This window comes from Flavobacterium geliluteum (genome assembly GCF_017948595.1).
Taxonomy (GTDB): domain Bacteria; phylum Bacteroidota; class Bacteroidia; order Flavobacteriales; family Flavobacteriaceae; genus Flavobacterium; species Flavobacterium flavipigmentatum.
Genome location: NZ_JAGFBV010000019.1, coordinates 69,157 through 86,943, shown reverse-complemented (window position 1 = coordinate 86,943; position 17,787 = coordinate 69,157). Strand labels below are relative to the sequence as shown.

Below are 17,787 nucleotides of genomic sequence, written 5' to 3'. Positions count from 1 at the left end.
GTCAAATCAAAAACAGTTATAAAACGAAAAACGCTTATAGCGGATTTTTTAAAGTCCTGTTATAAGCGTTTTTTTATTGTCTAAAAAATAAACCTGATCAAAATAAGGGATGTTTTTCAGTGCCCTCGATATTCTCGCAGTCTTTTTTTTGCCTTGTATTCTTCAAGTTGGCACTAAATTTAGTATTCAAAAGGGAAATAATTTGAGGTTAATCAATAATAAAAAAACCTTCCAATTCGGAAGGTTTTATAGTATTTTATTTCGGTTTATGTAGTATAAAATCTCGCAATCTTATTGTTTTTTAACCGGAGGATATTGTGCCAAAATTTTGCTTACAAATTCGGCTACTCTTTCGTCTTTTTTGTCTGCGTTTTTAGTCAAAGTACCAATTCCTTCACCTTGCCAGATCATTTCTTTCTTTTTAGCGTCAATAAAATCAATAAATAAAGTTCCTTCAGTAGAAGTAGAAACTGTAGTTTGTCCTCCGTACATCATAAAAGGATTCCATCCAAAGCCCCAACCATAACCCCAACCGGCATTAAATTGGTTAACATCAACTTGTTCTCTTGATTTGGTAAAAATATTTATTAAAAGATCAGGATTTTCACTTTTTGTAAAACCTTTGGCTTGCATTTGGTCATCGATTGCGCGCAGGATGCGTCTTTTATCCAGATCAGAAATTTCGACTTTGTCAATTCCTGATTTAAAAAAAGCATACGTTTTATAAGGCGCAAAATCTACCTTTTTATCGTAATCGGAATAAACACTAACTGTGCTGCATGACGTTAGTATTAAAAGTAAAAAAAACGGTACTAATTTTAAGGTTTTCATATTTTTAAAGATTTAATGTTCTGATTTTTAATTACCTTTGATTTAAAATAAACTTTCGTCTACCATATTCGGCAGTGTTACTTTTAGCAAAGGCTCCATTTGCATCGCTCTTTTGATAGCAAAAACAGCTTCTTGATTTCGAGCCCAGCTTCTCCTTGAAATTCCGTTATTCACATCCCAAAAAAGCATTGATGCTAAGCGTTTTGATGCTTCTTTAGAACCATCAAGAACCATACCAAAGCCACCGTTTATTACTTCGCCCCAACCAACGCCGCCGCCGTTATGGATAGATACCCATGTAGCACCTCTAAAGCTGTCGCCAATTACATTTTGTATGGCCATATCGGCCGTAAAACGCGAACCATCGTAAATATTTGAAGTTTCTCTGTAGGGAGAATCGGTACCCGAAACATCATGATGATCGCGTCCCAAAACCACAGTTCCAATTTCTCCTCTGGCAATAGCCTGATTAAATGCTTCTGCGATTTTTATGCGGCCTTCTGCATCCGCATACAATATTCTCGCTTGAGAGCCTACAACCAGTTTGTTTTCCTGCGCACCTTTAATCCATTTGATGTTGTCCTGCATTTGCTGCTGAATTTCATCCGGAGCCGTTTTTGCCATTTCTTCTAAAACCTGACTGGCGATAGTATCTGTTTTTTGCAAATCTTGGGGTTTTCCAGAAGCACAAACCCATCTAAAAGGGCCAAACCCATAGTCAAAACACATAGGTCCCATAATATCCTGCACGTAACTAGGGTATTTAAAATCAATTTTATTTTCTGCCATAACGTCTGCACCAGCTCGCGAAGATTCAAGTAAAAAGGCGTTTCCGTAATCAAAGAAATACGTTCCTTTTGCAGTATGTTTGTTTATGGCCGCTGCGTGTCTGCGCAAGGTTTCCTGTACTTTTTCTTTGAATAATTCAGGATTATTGGCCATCATTTCATTGGCTTCTTCAAATGAAATTCCAACAGGATAATAACCGCCCGCCCAAGGATTATGGAGAGAAGTTTGGTCTGAACCTAAATCAATTTGAATGTTTTCTTTGTCAAAACATTCCCAAACGTCTACAGCATTGCCAAAATAAGCAATCGAAACGACTTCTTTATTGGCTTTCGCCGAATTGACTCTTTTAACTAATTCTTCTGTAGAAGTTACGACTTCGTTAATCCATCCTTGTTCATGACGAATTTTGGTAATTTTAGGATTTACTTCGGCGCAGACTGTGATACAACCTGCAATATTTCCTGCTTTTGGTTGTGCGCCCGACATTCCGCCAAGCCCAGAAGTTACAAATAAATTGCCTTCAGGACTTTTCTTTATTTTTCTAAAGCCGTTTAGAACCGTAATCGTAGTTCCGTGCACAATTCCTTGTGGACCGATGTACATATAACTTCCAGCCGTCATTTGTCCGTATTGTGAAACGCCCAAAGCATTCATTTTTTCCCAATCATCAGGTTTGGAGTAATTCGGAATCACCATTCCGTTGGTAACTACGACTCTCGGTGCTTCTTTGTGCGAAGGAAACAATCCCATCGGGTGTCCGGAATACATGGTCAGGGTTTGCTCGTCTGTCATTTCAGACAAATATTGCATGGTCAATAAATATTGTGCCCAATTCTGAAAAACTGCACCGTTGCCACCATACGTGATCAACTCGTGCGGATGCTGGGCTACGGCATAATCCAAATTATTCTGAATCATGTGCATAATGGCTTTTGCCTGCAATGATTTTCCTGGATATTCGTCAATTGGTCGCGCATACATTTTGTAATCAGGGCGAAAACGGTACATATAAATGCGTCCGTAAGTTTCCAGTTCTGAGGAGAATTCCGGAAGTAATTCGGCGTGATGTTTGGCATCAAAATAGCGCAAGGCATTTTTTAAAGCTAATTTTTTTTCTTCTGCCGAAAGAATTTCTTTTCGTTTTGGCGCATGATTAATAGCCAAATCGTATGCTGCCTTCGGAGGCAATATTGTTGGAATTCCTTGTTGTATTTGTTCTTTGAAAGTCATTTTTTTAAGGTTATAAGTTGCTAAGATTCTAAGGTTTTCTTCTTTAATGAAAATCCTTTTCTTATTATTTTCTGTTAAAAAAATGAACTAGGGATAACGGATATCCGACCTGTGATAAGACTTGTGGATTTTAATCCTGAATTTTCTTGATTGGATATCCATTTATAATTTTAGATTGCTGATTTTAGATTTGTAAATGATCAAATTGACTCATTATCAAATTATTTTATTTTCTTCATTTCACCTGTTCGTTTGTCAAACCCGTAAGGACAATGGCGGCAACCACTTTTACAGCAGTAACCTCGTTTTAGGTGATGTTTTTCGGTAAAGCATTTATAACCTTCGGGCGTATAGTAAAAATCTTCACCTTCGATTAATTTATTTTCATTACTTTGCTCTTTCATAATCCTTTTGGGGTGCAATGTCTATTTTTGTATTAAAAAATAAATAACAGGTAGATTGTTATTTTAGTGAAATAAAACAATTTTGCTTCTACAAATTTATAAATTTTACAGCTAATGTTTCTGATTGTTGCTAAATATTTAATTCCGAAAGGATATCGAGGCTTGACACTATTTCCGTTTGTGCTGGTAAAATATGATTTAGATGCCACAAATAAAACGCTCTTGAACCACGAGAAAATTCATTTGAGACAACAACTCGAAATGTTTGTTTTTCCTTTTTTTATCTGGTATTTTTTAGAATATCTAATCCGTTTCATTCAATACAAAAAAGCGGATTTGGCCTATCGTAACATTAGTTTTGAAAGAGAAGCTTACGCTAATGAAAACAATCTTTCTTATCTCAAAAACCGTTCTTTTTTTCGGTTTTTAAATTATCTAACATCAAAACAAAAATAATTTTGAACCAGCAGCTTCCTGTTATTTTTCCCAACAATATTTCGGTTACGATAAAGCGCGAAGATTTGATTCATCCGTTTGTTTCCGGAAATAAATTTAGAAAACTAAAATACAATTTAATTCAGGCGAAAGCCGAAGATAAAAAAGTTTTATTGACTTTTGGAGGTGCATTTTCGAACCATATTGCGGCGGTAGCTTTTGCGGGCAAAGAACACGGTTTTAAAACTATCGGAATCATTCGAGGTGAGGAAATTTTGAGTAAAATTGAAGAAAACCCAACGTTGAAATTTGCTCAGGAAAACGGAATGGAGTTTGAATTTATTTCCAGAGAAAAGTATCGGCAAAAAAGCGAAAAAGCTTTTTTAGAAAAACTAAAAGAGAAATTTGGCGATTTTTATTTGATTCCCGAAGGCGGCACAAATGAGTTGGCGGTAAAAGGCTGTCAGGAGATTTTGACGCCCGAAGATGCGGTTTTTGACTACGTTTGTTGTGCAGTAGGGACCGGCGGAACCATTGCCGGATTGATAAACAGCGCGTTGCCAAAGCAGAAAATTTTAGGATTTCCGGCATTAAAAGGTGATTTTTTACAAGATGAAATTCGTATTTTTGCTGAGAATGAGAACTGGAATTTGATTACAGATTATCATTTTTGCGGTTACGGCAAGGTAAATTTAGAATTAATTGAATTTATCAATACTTTTTTTGAAGAAAACAAAGTGCCTTTAGACCCTATTTATACTGGAAAGATGGTTTTTGGCGTTATGGATTTAATAGACAAAAAATACTTTCCTGAAGATTCAAAAATTTTAATCATCCATACAGGCGGTTTGCAAGGGATTGAAGGGATGAACATAAAATTAAAGAATAAGAAATTACCAATACTCAAAAGCAATGTTTAAAAAAATAATAGCACTCTTTACAATCATCATTTTGGTAAGTTGTTCTGCGAGTAAAACCACCGCAATAACAACCAGAAAGACGGCTCCCGTTCAGCAGCCAAAAGTAGTGCGTACCACCAAAAAACCGGTTTATACCAAACCTACTGCAAAAGTTACGAGAACTTCTACCCTAAATAATACGACAGAGGTAATAGAATCAACTTCAAAAACAGTTGTGACAGTCGATTTGATTACGGATTACGTGACTCAATATAAGGATATTGCAATGGGGAATATGAAAAAATACGGCATCCCGGCGAGTGTTATTTTGGCACAAGGTATTTTAGAATCGGGGGCAGGAAGAGGTGATTTGGCGGTTGCAGCCAACAATCATTTTGGTATAAAATGTCACAAAGATTGGCTAGGAGAAAGTGTTCGCCATGATGATGATGAAGCGCAGGAATGTTTTAGAAAGTATCCAGAAGCCTCAGAATCGTATCGTGATCATGCTTTGTTTTTGGCTGGAAAAAACAGATATGCCACTTTGTTTACCTATGAAAAAGACGATTATAAAGCATGGGCAAAAGGTTTGCGAGCAGCAGGTTATGCTACAGATCCCAAATATCCTGATAAATTGATAAGTTATATTGAGCGATACAATTTGCATCAATATGATTGTCAGGTTACAGGAAAAGAGTACAAGCCTTTTGAAAAGTCAATGTCAGCAGTAGCAAGTCCAAAATCTAATAGTAATGATCCGTCTTTGTATCAGGTAGAAAAAGGAGATACTTTGTATTCGATTTCTAAAAAATTCAATCTGTTGGTAGATGATTTGAAGCAGAAAAACAACCTTTCGGACAATACACTTTCGGTTGGACAGAAGCTGATTGTCAAGTAATTTTTAATTTTAAATTAGTTTTTAATTTTTAAAATTTCGAGTTAAATATCATTCATGAAAAAGAAAATTTCAATTGTAATATTTACTTTTACAGCGGTTTTAGCTGGTAGGTTATTTTGTGGAGTTTATGTTCATGATGAATTTTTAGAAAGAAATCTTTTTATCAAACATCGGCCAATTTGGAAATGGAAGTTTTATTCGCCAATAGGCCAGAGTAATACGAATATCGAAAGACTATCAAAAGAAAAACAAATCGAACAAAAATATTTTAATGAGTTTATAAAAGATCAAGGTTTAAGTAGATAATTTAAGTCTAAAATCAGAGCTCAAAAATCTAATATAAAAATGATATATAAAAGAAGTAGCCAGCTTTTTGCTGAAGCAGAAAAAGTCATTCCGGGAGGAGTAAATTCTCCAGTAAGAGCATTTAAAGCGGTAGGAGGAACTCCAATCTTTGTAAAAAGTGCAAAAGGAGCTTATCTTTTGGATGAGGATGGGAATAAATTAATCGATTATATCAACTCATGGGGGCCAATGGTTTTGGGTCATGCCTATCAGCCTGTTGTGGATGCTGTGATTGAAAAAGCAAAACTCGGAACTTCGTTTGGTATGCCCACAGAACTGGAGACAGAGATTGCAGCTTTGGCGGTTTCTATGGTGCCTAATATTGATAAAATTAGATTTGTAAATTCGGGTACAGAAGCTTGTATGAGTGCCATTCGTTTGGCGCGTGGATTTACGAAAAGAGACAAAATCATCAAATTTGCAGGTTGTTACCACGGACATTCTGATTCATTTTTGATCCAGGCAGGAAGCGGTGCTGTTACTTTTGGTTCGCCAAACAGCCCCGGAGTTACTGAGGGAACCGCAAAAGATACTTTGTTGGCGAAATACAACGATTTGGATAATGTTGCGACTTTAATTGAAGCCAACAAAAACGAAATAGCTGCAATTATTATCGAGCCTGTTGCAGGTAATATGGGATGTATTCCGCCCGCAGAAGGATTTTTGCAAGGTTTGCGCGATTTGTGTACCTCAAACGGAATTTTATTGATTTTTGATGAGGTAATGACCGGTTTTCGTTTGGCTCGTGGCGGAGTTCAGGAATTATTTAATGTCAATGCAGATATTGTAACCTTTGGAAAAGTGATTGGTGGAGGCTTGCCAGTGGGTGCTTTTGCTGCTCGCGAAGAGATTATGAATTATTTGGCACCACTTGGCCCCGTTTATCAGGCAGGAACATTATCTGGAAATCCGTTGGCTATGGCGGCAGGTTTGGCGATGTTGAAAGCGCTAAATAACGAACCCGCAATTTTTGACCGTTTAGAAGAAAAAACAGCCTATCTGGCAGCAGGAATCGACAGGGTTTTGAAAGCCAATAACGTAATTTTTACGATTAATCGCGTCGGCTCAATGATTTCGGTACATTTTGATGAAAATCCGGTAGTTGATTTTCAGACTGCTGCAAAAGGCGATAACGAGACCTTCAAAAAATTCTTTCATGGATTATTGAAAGAGGGTATTTACATAGCGCCATCGGCTTATGAAACTTGGTTTATCACAGATGCTTTGACTTACGAAGACTTAGATTATACCATTAACGCAATTGATAAAGTTTCTAAAACGTTTTAAAAAACATAAAAAATAAGTTGAATCTGCGATGAAAATTATCTTTAGATACTTTTCATCGCAGATTTTTTTAGGTTAATGCCTTTGCAAATTTCACGGCAAATGCAGAAAAAATTATTTGTATCTAAACTGTAAGTAATTTATTATTTTTGTTAAAATCGGAGATTTTAATCACTTTAACAAAATTTTAATTACATTTGTTATGAGTAATAAAATAGCTTCGTAACGTGTTTATTATTAAATAGTTCTGATGTTGTTAGTGTTGTTTTGTTTAACATAAATTATTTACAGTATGAAATTTTTTATATTTTTAATTACACTGTTAATAGTAACTGTATCTCCTGCTCAAGTTGGTATAAGCACGACCGACCCCAAGGTCACTCTTGATGTTACTGGTGAACCTAATGTACCTACAAAATTAGATGGCATTTTGCCCCCAAGATTAACGGGTGACGAGCTAAAAGCCAAGAGCTACGGCGCTTCGCAAAACGGAACCATTGTATACGTAACACAACCGTCTTTTTCGCCTTCAGGTCAGGTAATTGATGTGACAGCAAGCGGTTTGTATGTTTTTAATTTTAATATCAATAAATGGATAGCACTAGTCTCTAACTTTTCAGGGCAAAATGTTTTTTGTAATAATGATAATCCCAATAGTGCGACTATTTTTGATGATGAACTACCAGCAGTTACCAATGATAGTGCACTGACTCAAAATACACAATACATTTATTTTGGTCTTGACGCCTCCATCTGGATATGGAATGGTACCTCTTACGTAAGTTTTGTTAAAAGTACGAACTTAAACGTGGGCCAAAGGGTGAGCGTTTATAAAACAATGGCCAATACGGTTCCAAACGCAACTGACTTGCCTGCAACAGGCTTAATAGAACTAGATGGCCTTATAAGAGTAGGACTCAATAAGGTTGATGTTAATTATTACAAACCTTATATCTTTAATTTATCAGCTAATCCTATAAAAGTTACTTTTACTTCTGCTTGTAAAGGGGCAACTATAGAGAATAGATATGCTGTGCAAGCTACAATTGCTGCAAATGCCAATCAAGGTGTCGATTTTAATGATATTACGTATTGGACCACGACCCTTACTGAAACCCTTACTGTGAATGTTATTCTTCCAAATGGTAAGTGGTATGAAATAGAATGGTATGCGTATGAAGTTAGTGCCGTAAAACAGATTTTTATGAGTGCTTTGCGTAAGTTTTAAAAACCTTTTTATAATATTTTTTTGTTTGATAGGAAATAGTTCTGAAGGTTCTAAAAAATAAACAGGTTATTGGTTAACACATAAATTTAAAAAAAATCTTCAAGTAGATCCAACGTTAAACTTTACTAAGAAATTGCCTCTTTTTTGTAATTGCCGTTTTTTTATTCGTTAATTTAAAGTTAAAAAAAAGTTCAGTTTGGTAGAGAATAGGCATCAAAAATTATTTTTGCTTATCAATTAACTACTAAAATACCACTGAATGAAGAAATTTTTCATTTGTACTGTAATAACAACATGTTTGCTATTGCCTGCTACTCAATTTGCCCAATCCAAAAAGAAAAAATCCAAAAAAGATGAAGCTGTAACCCAAGCAGCTCCTGAAAAAAAGCCGGAAGGCACGATCAAAGAATATAGTAAAGTAATTACAAAAGATGCCATTTCTGATGATGGACTTTTTACGGTGCATAAAGTCGATAAAAAGTACTATTTTGAGATTCCAAATAAGTTATTAAACAAAGACATGCTGCTCGTTAGCCGATTGTCTAAATTACCATCAAATTTAGGAGGTGGCTACGTAAATGCGGGTTCCGAAACCAATGAGCAATTAATCGTTTGGCAACGTTTTCAGGACAAAATTCTCATCAAATCAAAATCATACAATGCTGTTGCAAATGATACATTGCCAATCAGTATTTCGGTAAAAGCCAATAATTATGAGCCTACATTATTTGCTTTTGATATAGTTGCTTTTAGTAAAGATTCTGCCAATACGGTGATCGATGTGACTAAATTTTACAGTTCAGATGTAAAGGCCATCAGTGGAATATCGGCAGAAATGCGCGAATTATACAAAGTAAAAGGTCTGGATGATTCAAGAAGTTTTATCAACGGAATCAAAAGTTTTCCGATGAATATTGAGGTCATTCAGGATATGACATACAATGCTTCAAAACCATCAATGTTAGAAGAAAGTGAGTCAATTAGCATTCAAATGAACCAATCGATGGTTGTGTTGCCAGAAAAAATGATGCAGCCTCGATTAGCAGACCCTCGAGTGGGATGGTTTACGGTAAGTCAATACGATTATGGAAGCAACGAATTAAAATCAGATCTTAAAACATACATTCGCCGTTGGAGATTAGAGCCAAAAGATCCTGAGGCTTATGCAAGAGGAGAATTGGTAGAACCGATAAAACCAATTGTGTACTATTTAGACCCTGCAACACCTGAAAAACTTAGAAAATACATAAAATTAGGAATTGAAGAATGGCAAAAACCATTTGAAGCTGCCGGTTTTAAAAACGCTATTCTTGCCAAAGACGCCCCAACCAAGGAGGAAGATCCTGATTTTAGTCCGGAGGATATTCGATACTCAGTAATACGTTACGTGGCCAGTACGACCAGAAATGCTGTTGGTCCTAGCGTTTCAGACCCTAGAACGGGCGAAATTATAGAAAGTGATGTTATTTGGTATCACAATCATTTGCGTTCCTATAGAAACAGATATTTGCTAGAAACGGGAGCTGCAAATCCATCGGCCAGAACTTTAAAAACGAGTGATGAAGAAATGGGCGATATGATGCGCATGGTAATTGCTCACGAAGTAGGGCATGCGCTTGGTTTTCCTCATAACATGGGTGCTAGCTGCGCTTATGATGTAGAAAGTTATAGAAATGGAGACTTTACCCAGCAAAATGGTATTTCGGCCAGTATAATGGATTATGCACGTTTTAATTATATTGCACAACCTGGGGATAAAAATATTCGTTTTATTCGAAAAATGGGTGCTTATGATAAATACGCAGTCAATTGGGGATACAGGGTGATTCCAAATGCAAAATCTGCACAGGATGAGAAGCCAATTTTAGACAAGTGGATTTTGGATAATGCTGCAAATCCGATGTATAAATTCGGAAAACAAAGCAGTGCTTTCGATCCTTCTTCACAGACAGAAGATATTAGCAACAACTCGATGAAAGCAAGTTCGTATGGACTTAAAAACTTAGAGTATGTCGCAGGTCATTTACCGGAATGGACAAGTGATGTGACAAATGACTATGGAGATTTACAGGAATTATACGGAGAATTATTAGAGGTTTGGAGTAGGTATATAGGGCATGTAGTGACCAATGTTGGGGGAGTTTATGAAAATATTAAAAACCCAAATCAAGCAGGAACGGTGTATGATGTAGTGCCAAAAGCCAAACAAATCGAAGCGATGAATTGGTTACAAACCAATGCTTTTGCCTCTCCAACTTGGATCGTAAATACCAAAACGCTACGAAATACAGATTTTTCAGGTTACACAGAAAAATTCAGAAGTTTACAAGTTAGACATTTGAATAGCTTATTGAGTTTTGGGCGCATCGGCAGGTTAATGGATGCCGAAATACTAGGTGCCGACAATTATAAAGCCTTAGATTTATTAAAAGATACCCGCAAAGGAATCTGGAAAGAAGCCGGTATTCCTTCTAATGTAACGATTTACAGAAGAAATTTGCAAAGAGCTTATATAGACAGAATGGCTTTTTTAATGACCGAGGAAATTAAGCCTGCAGATCGTTCTACAATATATTATAATGTGGCGCAGTCGGATATTAGGGCATTGGTTCGTGGCGAACTGACGGCTTTAAAAGCAACACTTGCTATTGCCAAGACTAGGGCTGTAAATGCCGAAACAAAATACCATTATGAGGATGCCATTAAAAGAATAGATTTGATTCTTAATCCGAAATAAGAAATGAATAAAAGCAAAAAAGAGGTCCATTGGACCTCTTTTTTATTAGAATGAATTACATTTTTTCTTTTCTGTGTTCTTTAATTCTTTCTCTCATTTTGTCCTTGTTCTCGTCCTGATTGGCTTTCCATTTGGTGTATTGGTCTGCTGTTAGAATTGCTTTCATTTTAGCGTCATTTGCCTCTTTTTCGGCTACCATTTCATCTTTTAAAGCTCTCTTTTGGTCAGTAGTAAGTTTGGTACCCGCTTCTTTCTGGTCTTTTCTCACTTCCTTGAATTTTTCTGCTTTTGCACTTTTTTCAGCAAGTAATTGTTTTACTTGTTCCTGTTGTTTGGCATCTAGACTCAATTCTGAAGTTAGCTTTTTAAGATGTTTTTCGTTGCGCTCTTCCGGCGTCAGTCTTTCTCTTGGTTCGCGATTTGATTTTTGATCCATATCAGTATCTTGTGCAAAATTTGCAATTCCAACAAAAAGTAAAGCTGCAATAAATAATTTTTTCATGATTTGTTTTTTAAAGATTATACCAGTTAGATGTTATAAAAATCATTTGGTTTAATGGACATATCAGAATTGTATTTTTTTTAACAAATTGACTGCGAATCTGGTAAGTTTTTATTAGAATGGTGTTGTTTAAATAAATTACTTTAACTTTAATGGATTATGAAAACCCACAAAACACTATTATGAGCGCACTATCAAGTTCTAATAAAATTGCTTTTTTTTCAACGCAACCCTATGACAAAACTTTTTTCAATCAATATAATGATGATTTTGGTTTTGAACTGGAGTTTTTTGAAACCCAATTGAACTCTCAAACGGTTATTTTAATCGAAAAAGTAACCATCGTATGTGTTTTTGTAAACGATATTGTCAATGAAGCAGTTATAAAGCAATTGGCAGAAAAGGGAGTAAAGATAATTGCTTTACGCTGTGCAGGTTTTAATAATGTCGATCTGGAAGCGGCAAAAAAGTACCAGCTAAAAGTTTGTCGTGTACCGGCTTATTCGCCTCAGGCTGTTGCCGAACATGCAATGGCGATGATTTTGACATTAAATAGAAAAACCCATAAAGCCTACAACAGAGTTCGTGAACAAAATTTTTCCCTAAACGGATTATTAGGTTTTGACTTATTCGGAAAAACCATCGGAATCATTGGGACCGGAAATATTGGTAAAGCATTTGCTAAAATTGCCCTTGGTTTTGGGTGTAAAGTGTTAGCGTATGATGTTGTTGCCAATCCCGAAATGGAGCAATTAGGAGTGACTTTTGTGAGTTTAGAAGAGGTTTTTTAAAACATCAGATATCATTTCGCTACATTGCCCTTTAAACGAGCAAACCAAGCACATTATCAACAAAAAAACGATTGATTTGATGAAAGAAAACGTCATGATCATCAATACAAGTAGAGGGGCATTAATAGAAACCAATTCTGTAATTGAAGGCTTAAAAGAGGAGAAAATCGGTTATTTAGGCATTGATGTTTATGAACAAGAGGAGAAATTGTTTTTTAAAGATTTGTCCGATGATATTATTCAGGACGATGCTATTCAGCGTCTCATGAGTTTTCCGAATGTTCTGGTGACGGCGCATCAGGCCTTTTTTACCAACGAAGCGCTAACGCAAATTGCTTTGGTGACTTTTGCTAATATAAAATCTTTATTGGTAGGTAATGATATTGAGAATAAAGCGGCTTTGTTGGTGTAAATAGTTATGTTTTATTTTCTAAAATTTCAGAAAGTGTCTTAGGATTTTGGCGATTATCCCAAAATGCCATAATAATTAATTCAGTTGAGGTTGTCTTATAGAAAATGTTATAATCCCCCAATGTTGAGGCTCGGATATCAGAAAAATTTGTTTTAATATAAACATGAGGATTGTTAGATAGAAAATGAACTCGTTGTGCGATTTCAATAACCATTTTTTTGGAATATGTGGCTGATTTATTTCTGTTAGCCTAATAACTTAGTATTTTTCTTCTTTGAAGAGCTGCAGTTTTGGTCCAAATTATTTTGACAGCCATTCTAAATCTTCTTTATCTAAATCTTCCTGAGAAATGACTCTGCCATATTTTATATCTTCTTCACTTTCTTTTAGCATATCCAATTCGTATTGTTCAAATTGATATACATCCGAAGTTTCTGCATTTTTTAATAAATCTATAATTCTCTCGAGTTAACTTAAATCTTCAATGTTTTTGAGCTTATCGAATATTTCTAATTTAATTTCTAAAGTGCTCATAATAATATGATTTTGTATGATCAAATTTATGTAAATTAAATGAAAAACCCGCCAAATTTTTTAAAATTTGGCGGGTTCTAAATAGTATAAAAGAGCAATAATTTACCCCAAAAGTTCAACCATTTTAAAATCACCTTCAACAGCCACTTTAGTCAAACCATGTTTAGATAAATTTTTCATGGACGCATCCCATTTTTTACCACTTAAATTAGCCGTAATTTTTAATTGCTGAAGATCCATTTTATTTTCATTTCCTTTCAATAAATCTACGATAAATTTTTCTTCATCAGAAAGTTCAATCGACGCTTGTTTTTTCTCCGGACGCATTTGCGGGAACAATAAAACTTCCTGAATAGAGGCATTGTTAGTAAGATACATGATCAAACGATCCATACCAATTCCCATACCGGATGTTGGTGGCATTCCGTATTCTAAAGCTCTCAAGAAGTCTTCATCGATAACGCCATTTGCTTCATCATCACCTTTTTCAGACAAACGCATTTGGTCTTCAAAACGCTCACGCTGATCAATTGGGTCGTTTAATTCAGAATAAGCATTTGCTATTTCTTTACCACAAACCATCAGTTCAAAACGCTCTGTAAGCTCAGGATTGTCGCGGTGTTCTTTACATAAAGGCGACATTTCTTTAGGATAATCGGTAATAAAAGTTGGCTGAATATAATTTCCTTCACATTTTGCTCCAAAAATTTCATCAATCAATTTTCCTTTACCCATTGTTTTATCAACGTCAATCCCCATTCCTCTGGCAGCTTCAAACAATTCGTCTTCGCTTTTTCCAGAAATATCAAACCCAGTAAAATGTTTGATAGAATCGGTCATCGTCACGCGAGCGTAAGGCGCTTTAAAATTAATTTTATGTTCACCAAATGTCGCTTCACTCGTTCCATTTACGGCAATCGCACATTGTTCCAGCAAGTCTTCGGCAAATTCCATCATCCAGTTGTAGTCTTTGTAGGCTACATATATTTCCATAGCAGTAAATTCAGGATTATGGGTTCTGTCCATTCCTTCATTTCTAAAGTTTTTAGAGAACTCATAAACACCTTCAAAACCACCAACAATAAGTCTTTTTAAATACAATTCGTTTGCAATACGCATGTAAAGCGGAATATCAAGCGAATTATGATGCGTAATAAAAGGGCGCGCTGCAGCTCCACCCGGAATAGGTTGCAAAACTGGAGTTTCTACCTCAAGATAACCTCTGTCGTTAAAGAATTTACGCATTGCAGTAAACAATTTTGTTCTCTTGATAAAGGTCTCTTTTACGTGCTCATTCACCGTCAAATCTACATAACGCATTCTGTAACGCAATTCAGAGTCATTAAAAGCATCATGCACCTTGCCGTCCTCATCCACTTTTGGCAAAGGCAGCGGACGCAAAGATTTGCTTAAAAAAGTAAATTGGTCTACGCGAAGACATTGTGCCCCAACTTTGGTAGTAAACAATTCTCCTTCAATACCAATAAAGTCACCCAAATCAGTTAACTTTTTAAAAACTGTGTTGTACAAAGTTTTATCATCACCTTCGCATAAAACATCGCGATTCACATACAATTGAATACGTCCTTCGCTATCCTGCAGCTCAGCAAAACAAGCTTTTCCCTGATCTCTCACACTCATCAAACGTCCGGCAACAACTACCTTTTTACCCTCTTCAAAAGACTCCTTAATTTGCTTTGAAGTATGATTTACTGGAAAAAGATTAGCAGGATAAGGATTGATTCCTAAGTTGCGTAAGTTTTGAAGTTTTTCTCTTCGGATGATTTCTTGTTCTGATAATGCCATTTTGTGCTCTTTTTTAAGAGTGCAAAGATAAAGAAAAGAATGTAGATTTTAGAATGCAGATTTTAGATTTTTTGTAGCAGTAATTTTCGTGTTTTCAATTGCCTTTAGTCCCGCTATTCACTTGTATCTTTTTTGCAGAAAAAGCAAAAAAGGATACCGCTGCTATCGAGGCTAGAGTAGAGATTTTATTTTTTATTAGACTTTTTGATCGAAGTGTGTTTTGTCTTTGCGAGGAACGAAGCAATCTCAATTGCTGTATCCGCAAAGTGTCTTTTATATTAGTGAGATTGCTTCGTTCCTCGCAAAGACAGCACTTGAAGAAAATGTAGAATCAAAACAAAAACCTCCATATCTTAGCAACTCACAACTTCAAAACCTTCAAAAGAATGAAATTCATAACATCCTTTATAATTCTAATACTCCTCGCAAGTTGCCAGATCACCGAGACGATACATATTAATCCAGATGTAACCGGAAACATAGAGATTACAGAGCTTCGGGATGAAAATAGTTATATGCAATTGGCAGGTGAAAATTATTCAAAAGAAGAAGAATTTAAGGATACTACCTTTGTTTTTAAAGAGTACATGATAAAGTACAAGGAAAATTTTTCTAAATATTTGCCAGCGGAGCAAGAGCTGTTTCAAAAATATGCCGATGCAAAAGTGCATATAAAAAAGAGTTCTTTCGAGAAAGAATTTAGAAAAACAGTTACTTTAAAATTTAATAAAGTCACTGATATTCCAGATTTATATAAAACAGAAAACTACGCTGATGACATTAAATTTAATTATGCTTTAACAGCCGAAAAAGAGTACTGGAAAGTAGTCTATGATTTTGATGGATTAGTTTTTATGCGAACAGTTTTGATTACAAGTCAGGAGCTGCTTCAAAAAAGCAAAGACGAATTTAACGATATGGATCCAAAGTATAAATCTTTAAAATTGGTTCAAAAATATGTCTTAAATTATCATTTTCCACGAAAAATAAAAGTAGTTTCAAATCATAAAGCTGTCATAAGTGTGGATAAAAAGTCATTACAACTGGAGTTTCAACTTTCGGAGTGCATGCAAAATCCTGAAATCACTAATTTAGAAGTGGTTTTAGAATAGTTTTTTAAAAAGCATTAATCGATTAAACAAATCAACGATTGAACAATTAGAAATAGAGTTCGTATATTTGTGTAAAAATTAGATAAACTATGAAATTATATAAAATACTAGGTTTTTTATTGGTAATTGTATCGCTAACAAGTTGCACGTTTACCGAAAATATTTATGTAAACAAAGACGGAACAGGTAAATTATCGGTTGATATGGATGGTTCTTCTCTAATGGCAATGGCAGGCGATCAGTTGGGCGATCAAATGGGAGCAGATGCCAAGAAAAATATTGACTCAACGTTTACTTTTAAACAAATATTCGAAGAAAAAAAAGACAGCATTGCCAAACTCTCTCCGGAAGCTCAAGCCGAACTTAAAAAATTGGAGAATTTTGTAGTCAATACCAAAATGAATGCAGAAAAAAAGGAGTTTTTAATGACGCTTTCAACCGATTTTAAAAATGTAAACGAATTGCAAGATGTGCTCCAGGCTTTGAATGCCATGCAAAGACTCGAAAAAGGAGGTAGTGCAGCAATGCCTTTTGGCGGAAATTTAGGAAATAATGCTAGTAAATTAAGTTATAGTTACAACGGAAAGAAGTTTACACGAAAAGCGGTTATCGATACGCAGAAAAAAGTAGAAAAACCTGCCGATAGCACTGCCGATATGTCTAAAATGATCTTTGCTTCTTCAAGTTATACCCTAAAATACCATTTTCCGAAAGCGGTCAAAAAAATCTCGCATCCAAACGCTTTATTTAGCGAAGATAGAAAAATAATTACCATACAATATCCTTTTACAGAGTACATGGATACGCCGGATAAACTTAACTTGGAAGTAGAGTTTGAAAAATAATTAAAATGAATAAAAAAATTCAACTTCAGGACTTAGGCCAAAAAGACTACAAAGCTACTTGGGAATATCAGGAAGAACTTTTTAAAAACATAGTCGATTTAAAAATAAAAAACAGAAGAGAAGAACTCGATTTACCAACCCCAAATCATCTACTATTTGTCGAGCATCCTCACGTCTATACGTTAGGGAAAAGTGGTGATCTGGAGAATTTATTGCTAAACGAAAAGCAACTTGAAGCCAAAGGTGCAACTTTCTATAAAATCAATCGTGGTGGCGATATTACCTATCATGGTCCTGGGCAGATTGTGGGGTATCCGATTCTGGATTTAGAAAATTTCTTTACCGATATTCATAAATATTTACGTTTTCTCGAAGAATCTATTATCCTTACATTAGCAGAATACGGCCTCGATTGTGGGCGCAGTGATGGTGAAACGGGTGTTTGGTTAGGTGTAGGAACCCCTTTTGCCAGAAAGATTTGTGCGCTTGGTGTGCGAGCTTCGCGTTGGGTAACCATGCACGGATTTGCACTAAATGTGAATGTAGATTTAGGGTATTTTGATAATATCATTCCGTGTGGTATTCGCGGTAAAGCGGTGACTTCTTTACAAGTAGAATTAGGCTTAGAAAGAGTAGATGAAGAGGAAGTAAAAGCTAAGATTGTCAGGCATTTGACGAATTTGTTTGAAGCAGAATTTGTTTAAA

General features: G+C 35.5%; 16 protein-coding genes and 1 pseudogene. 11 read left to right on the top strand and 6 right to left on the bottom strand.

Annotated elements, in window-relative coordinates; all coding sequences use genetic code 11:
* Positions 1-291 precede the first annotated feature (291 nt).
* The 3 genes from J3495_RS12670 to J3495_RS12660 form a co-directional block, all read right to left on the bottom strand.
* The gene (locus J3495_RS12670) at positions 292-831 is read right to left on the bottom strand and encodes a DUF4136 domain-containing protein (RefSeq protein ID WP_210666909.1); all 540 of its coding nucleotides are present in this window, start codon (positions 829-831) and stop codon (positions 292-294) included.
* Between the two features lie 42 nt (positions 832-873).
* Positions 874-2,850: a urocanate hydratase gene (locus J3495_RS12665; protein ID WP_210666908.1), complete on the bottom strand. Its 1,977-nt coding sequence runs from the start codon at positions 2,848-2,850 to the stop codon at positions 874-876.
* Between the two features lie 221 nt (positions 2,851-3,071).
* Positions 3,072-3,254 carry a DUF5522 domain-containing protein gene (locus J3495_RS12660; RefSeq protein ID WP_210666907.1) on the bottom strand — a complete coding sequence of 61 codons (183 nt, stop codon included), beginning with the start codon at positions 3,252-3,254 and terminating at the stop codon, positions 3,072-3,074.
* A 114-nt stretch (positions 3,255-3,368) separates the two neighbouring features.
* Between J3495_RS12660 and J3495_RS12655 the strand changes: the two genes are divergently transcribed.
* The 7 genes from J3495_RS12655 (at position 3,369) to J3495_RS12625 (ending at position 11,080) form a co-directional block, all read left to right on the top strand.
* Entirely contained in the window at positions 3,369-3,710 is a 342-nt protein-coding gene (locus tag J3495_RS12655; RefSeq protein ID WP_210666906.1) for a hypothetical protein, read from the top strand.
* Positions 3,711-3,712: 2 nt separating this feature from the next.
* Entirely contained in the window at positions 3,713-4,609 is an 897-nt protein-coding gene (locus J3495_RS12650; RefSeq protein ID WP_210666905.1) for a 1-aminocyclopropane-1-carboxylate deaminase/D-cysteine desulfhydrase, read from the top strand.
* Entirely contained in the window at positions 4,602-5,486 is an 885-nt protein-coding gene (locus J3495_RS12645) for a glucosaminidase domain-containing protein (RefSeq protein WP_210666904.1), read from the top strand. Before J3495_RS12650 ends, J3495_RS12645 begins: the two co-directional genes overlap by 8 nt.
* Before the next feature lie 54 nt (positions 5,487-5,540).
* A complete protein-coding gene (locus tag J3495_RS12640; protein ID WP_210666903.1) occupies positions 5,541-5,792 on the top strand; it encodes a hypothetical protein in 252 nt (83 codons plus the stop codon).
* A 39-nt stretch (positions 5,793-5,831) separates the two neighbouring features.
* Entirely contained in the window at positions 5,832-7,118 is a 1,287-nt protein-coding gene (gene hemL, locus J3495_RS12635) for a glutamate-1-semialdehyde 2,1-aminomutase (RefSeq protein WP_210666902.1), read from the top strand.
* A gap of 289 nt (positions 7,119-7,407) precedes the next feature.
* Positions 7,408-8,343: a hypothetical protein gene (locus J3495_RS12630; protein ID WP_210666901.1), complete on the top strand. Its 936-nt coding sequence runs from the start codon at positions 7,408-7,410 to the stop codon at positions 8,341-8,343.
* A 259-nt stretch (positions 8,344-8,602) separates the two neighbouring features.
* Positions 8,603-11,080, top strand: coding sequence for a zinc-dependent metalloprotease (locus J3495_RS12625; RefSeq protein ID WP_210666900.1), 2,478 nt, complete (start codon positions 8,603-8,605; stop codon positions 11,078-11,080).
* Positions 11,081-11,135: 55 nt separating this feature from the next.
* Here J3495_RS12625 and J3495_RS12620 read toward each other — a convergent pair whose 3' ends face one another.
* Positions 11,136-11,582 (bottom strand): hypothetical protein, encoded by a 447-nt coding sequence (locus tag J3495_RS12620; RefSeq protein ID WP_210666899.1) that lies wholly within the window; start codon positions 11,580-11,582, stop codon positions 11,136-11,138.
* Positions 11,583-11,764: 182 nt separating this feature from the next.
* On the opposite strand from J3495_RS12620, the pseudogene J3495_RS12615 reads away from it, so the two are divergent.
* A pseudogene (locus tag J3495_RS12615) lies at positions 11,765-12,785 on the top strand (2-hydroxyacid dehydrogenase).
* A 4-nt stretch (positions 12,786-12,789) separates the two neighbouring features.
* On the opposite strand, the gene J3495_RS12610 reads toward J3495_RS12615, so the two are convergent.
* Both J3495_RS12610 and lysS read right to left on the bottom strand, forming a co-directional pair.
* Complete coding sequence (locus tag J3495_RS12610; RefSeq protein WP_236025462.1) at positions 12,790-12,999, bottom strand: hypothetical protein; 210 nt, start codon at positions 12,997-12,999, stop codon at positions 12,790-12,792.
* Positions 13,000-13,421: 422 nt separating this feature from the next.
* Positions 13,422-15,125 carry a lysine--tRNA ligase gene (gene lysS, locus J3495_RS12605; protein ID WP_210666898.1) on the bottom strand — a complete coding sequence of 568 codons (1,704 nt, stop codon included), beginning with the start codon at positions 15,123-15,125 and terminating at the stop codon, positions 13,422-13,424.
* Between the two features lie 386 nt (positions 15,126-15,511).
* Between lysS and J3495_RS12600 the strand changes: the two genes are divergently transcribed.
* The 3 genes from J3495_RS12600 to lipB all read left to right on the top strand — a co-directional run bounded on the left by J3495_RS12600 (position 15,512) and on the right by lipB (position 17,786).
* Positions 15,512-16,237, top strand: coding sequence for a hypothetical protein (locus J3495_RS12600; protein ID WP_210666897.1), 726 nt, complete (start codon positions 15,512-15,514; stop codon positions 16,235-16,237).
* Between the two features lie 89 nt (positions 16,238-16,326).
* Complete coding sequence (locus tag J3495_RS12595) at positions 16,327-17,082, top strand: hypothetical protein (RefSeq protein WP_210666896.1); 756 nt, start codon at positions 16,327-16,329, stop codon at positions 17,080-17,082.
* A 5-nt stretch (positions 17,083-17,087) separates the two neighbouring features.
* Entirely contained in the window at positions 17,088-17,786 is a 699-nt protein-coding gene (gene lipB, locus J3495_RS12590) for a lipoyl(octanoyl) transferase LipB (protein ID WP_210666895.1), read from the top strand.
* Position 17,787 lies beyond the last annotated feature (1 nt).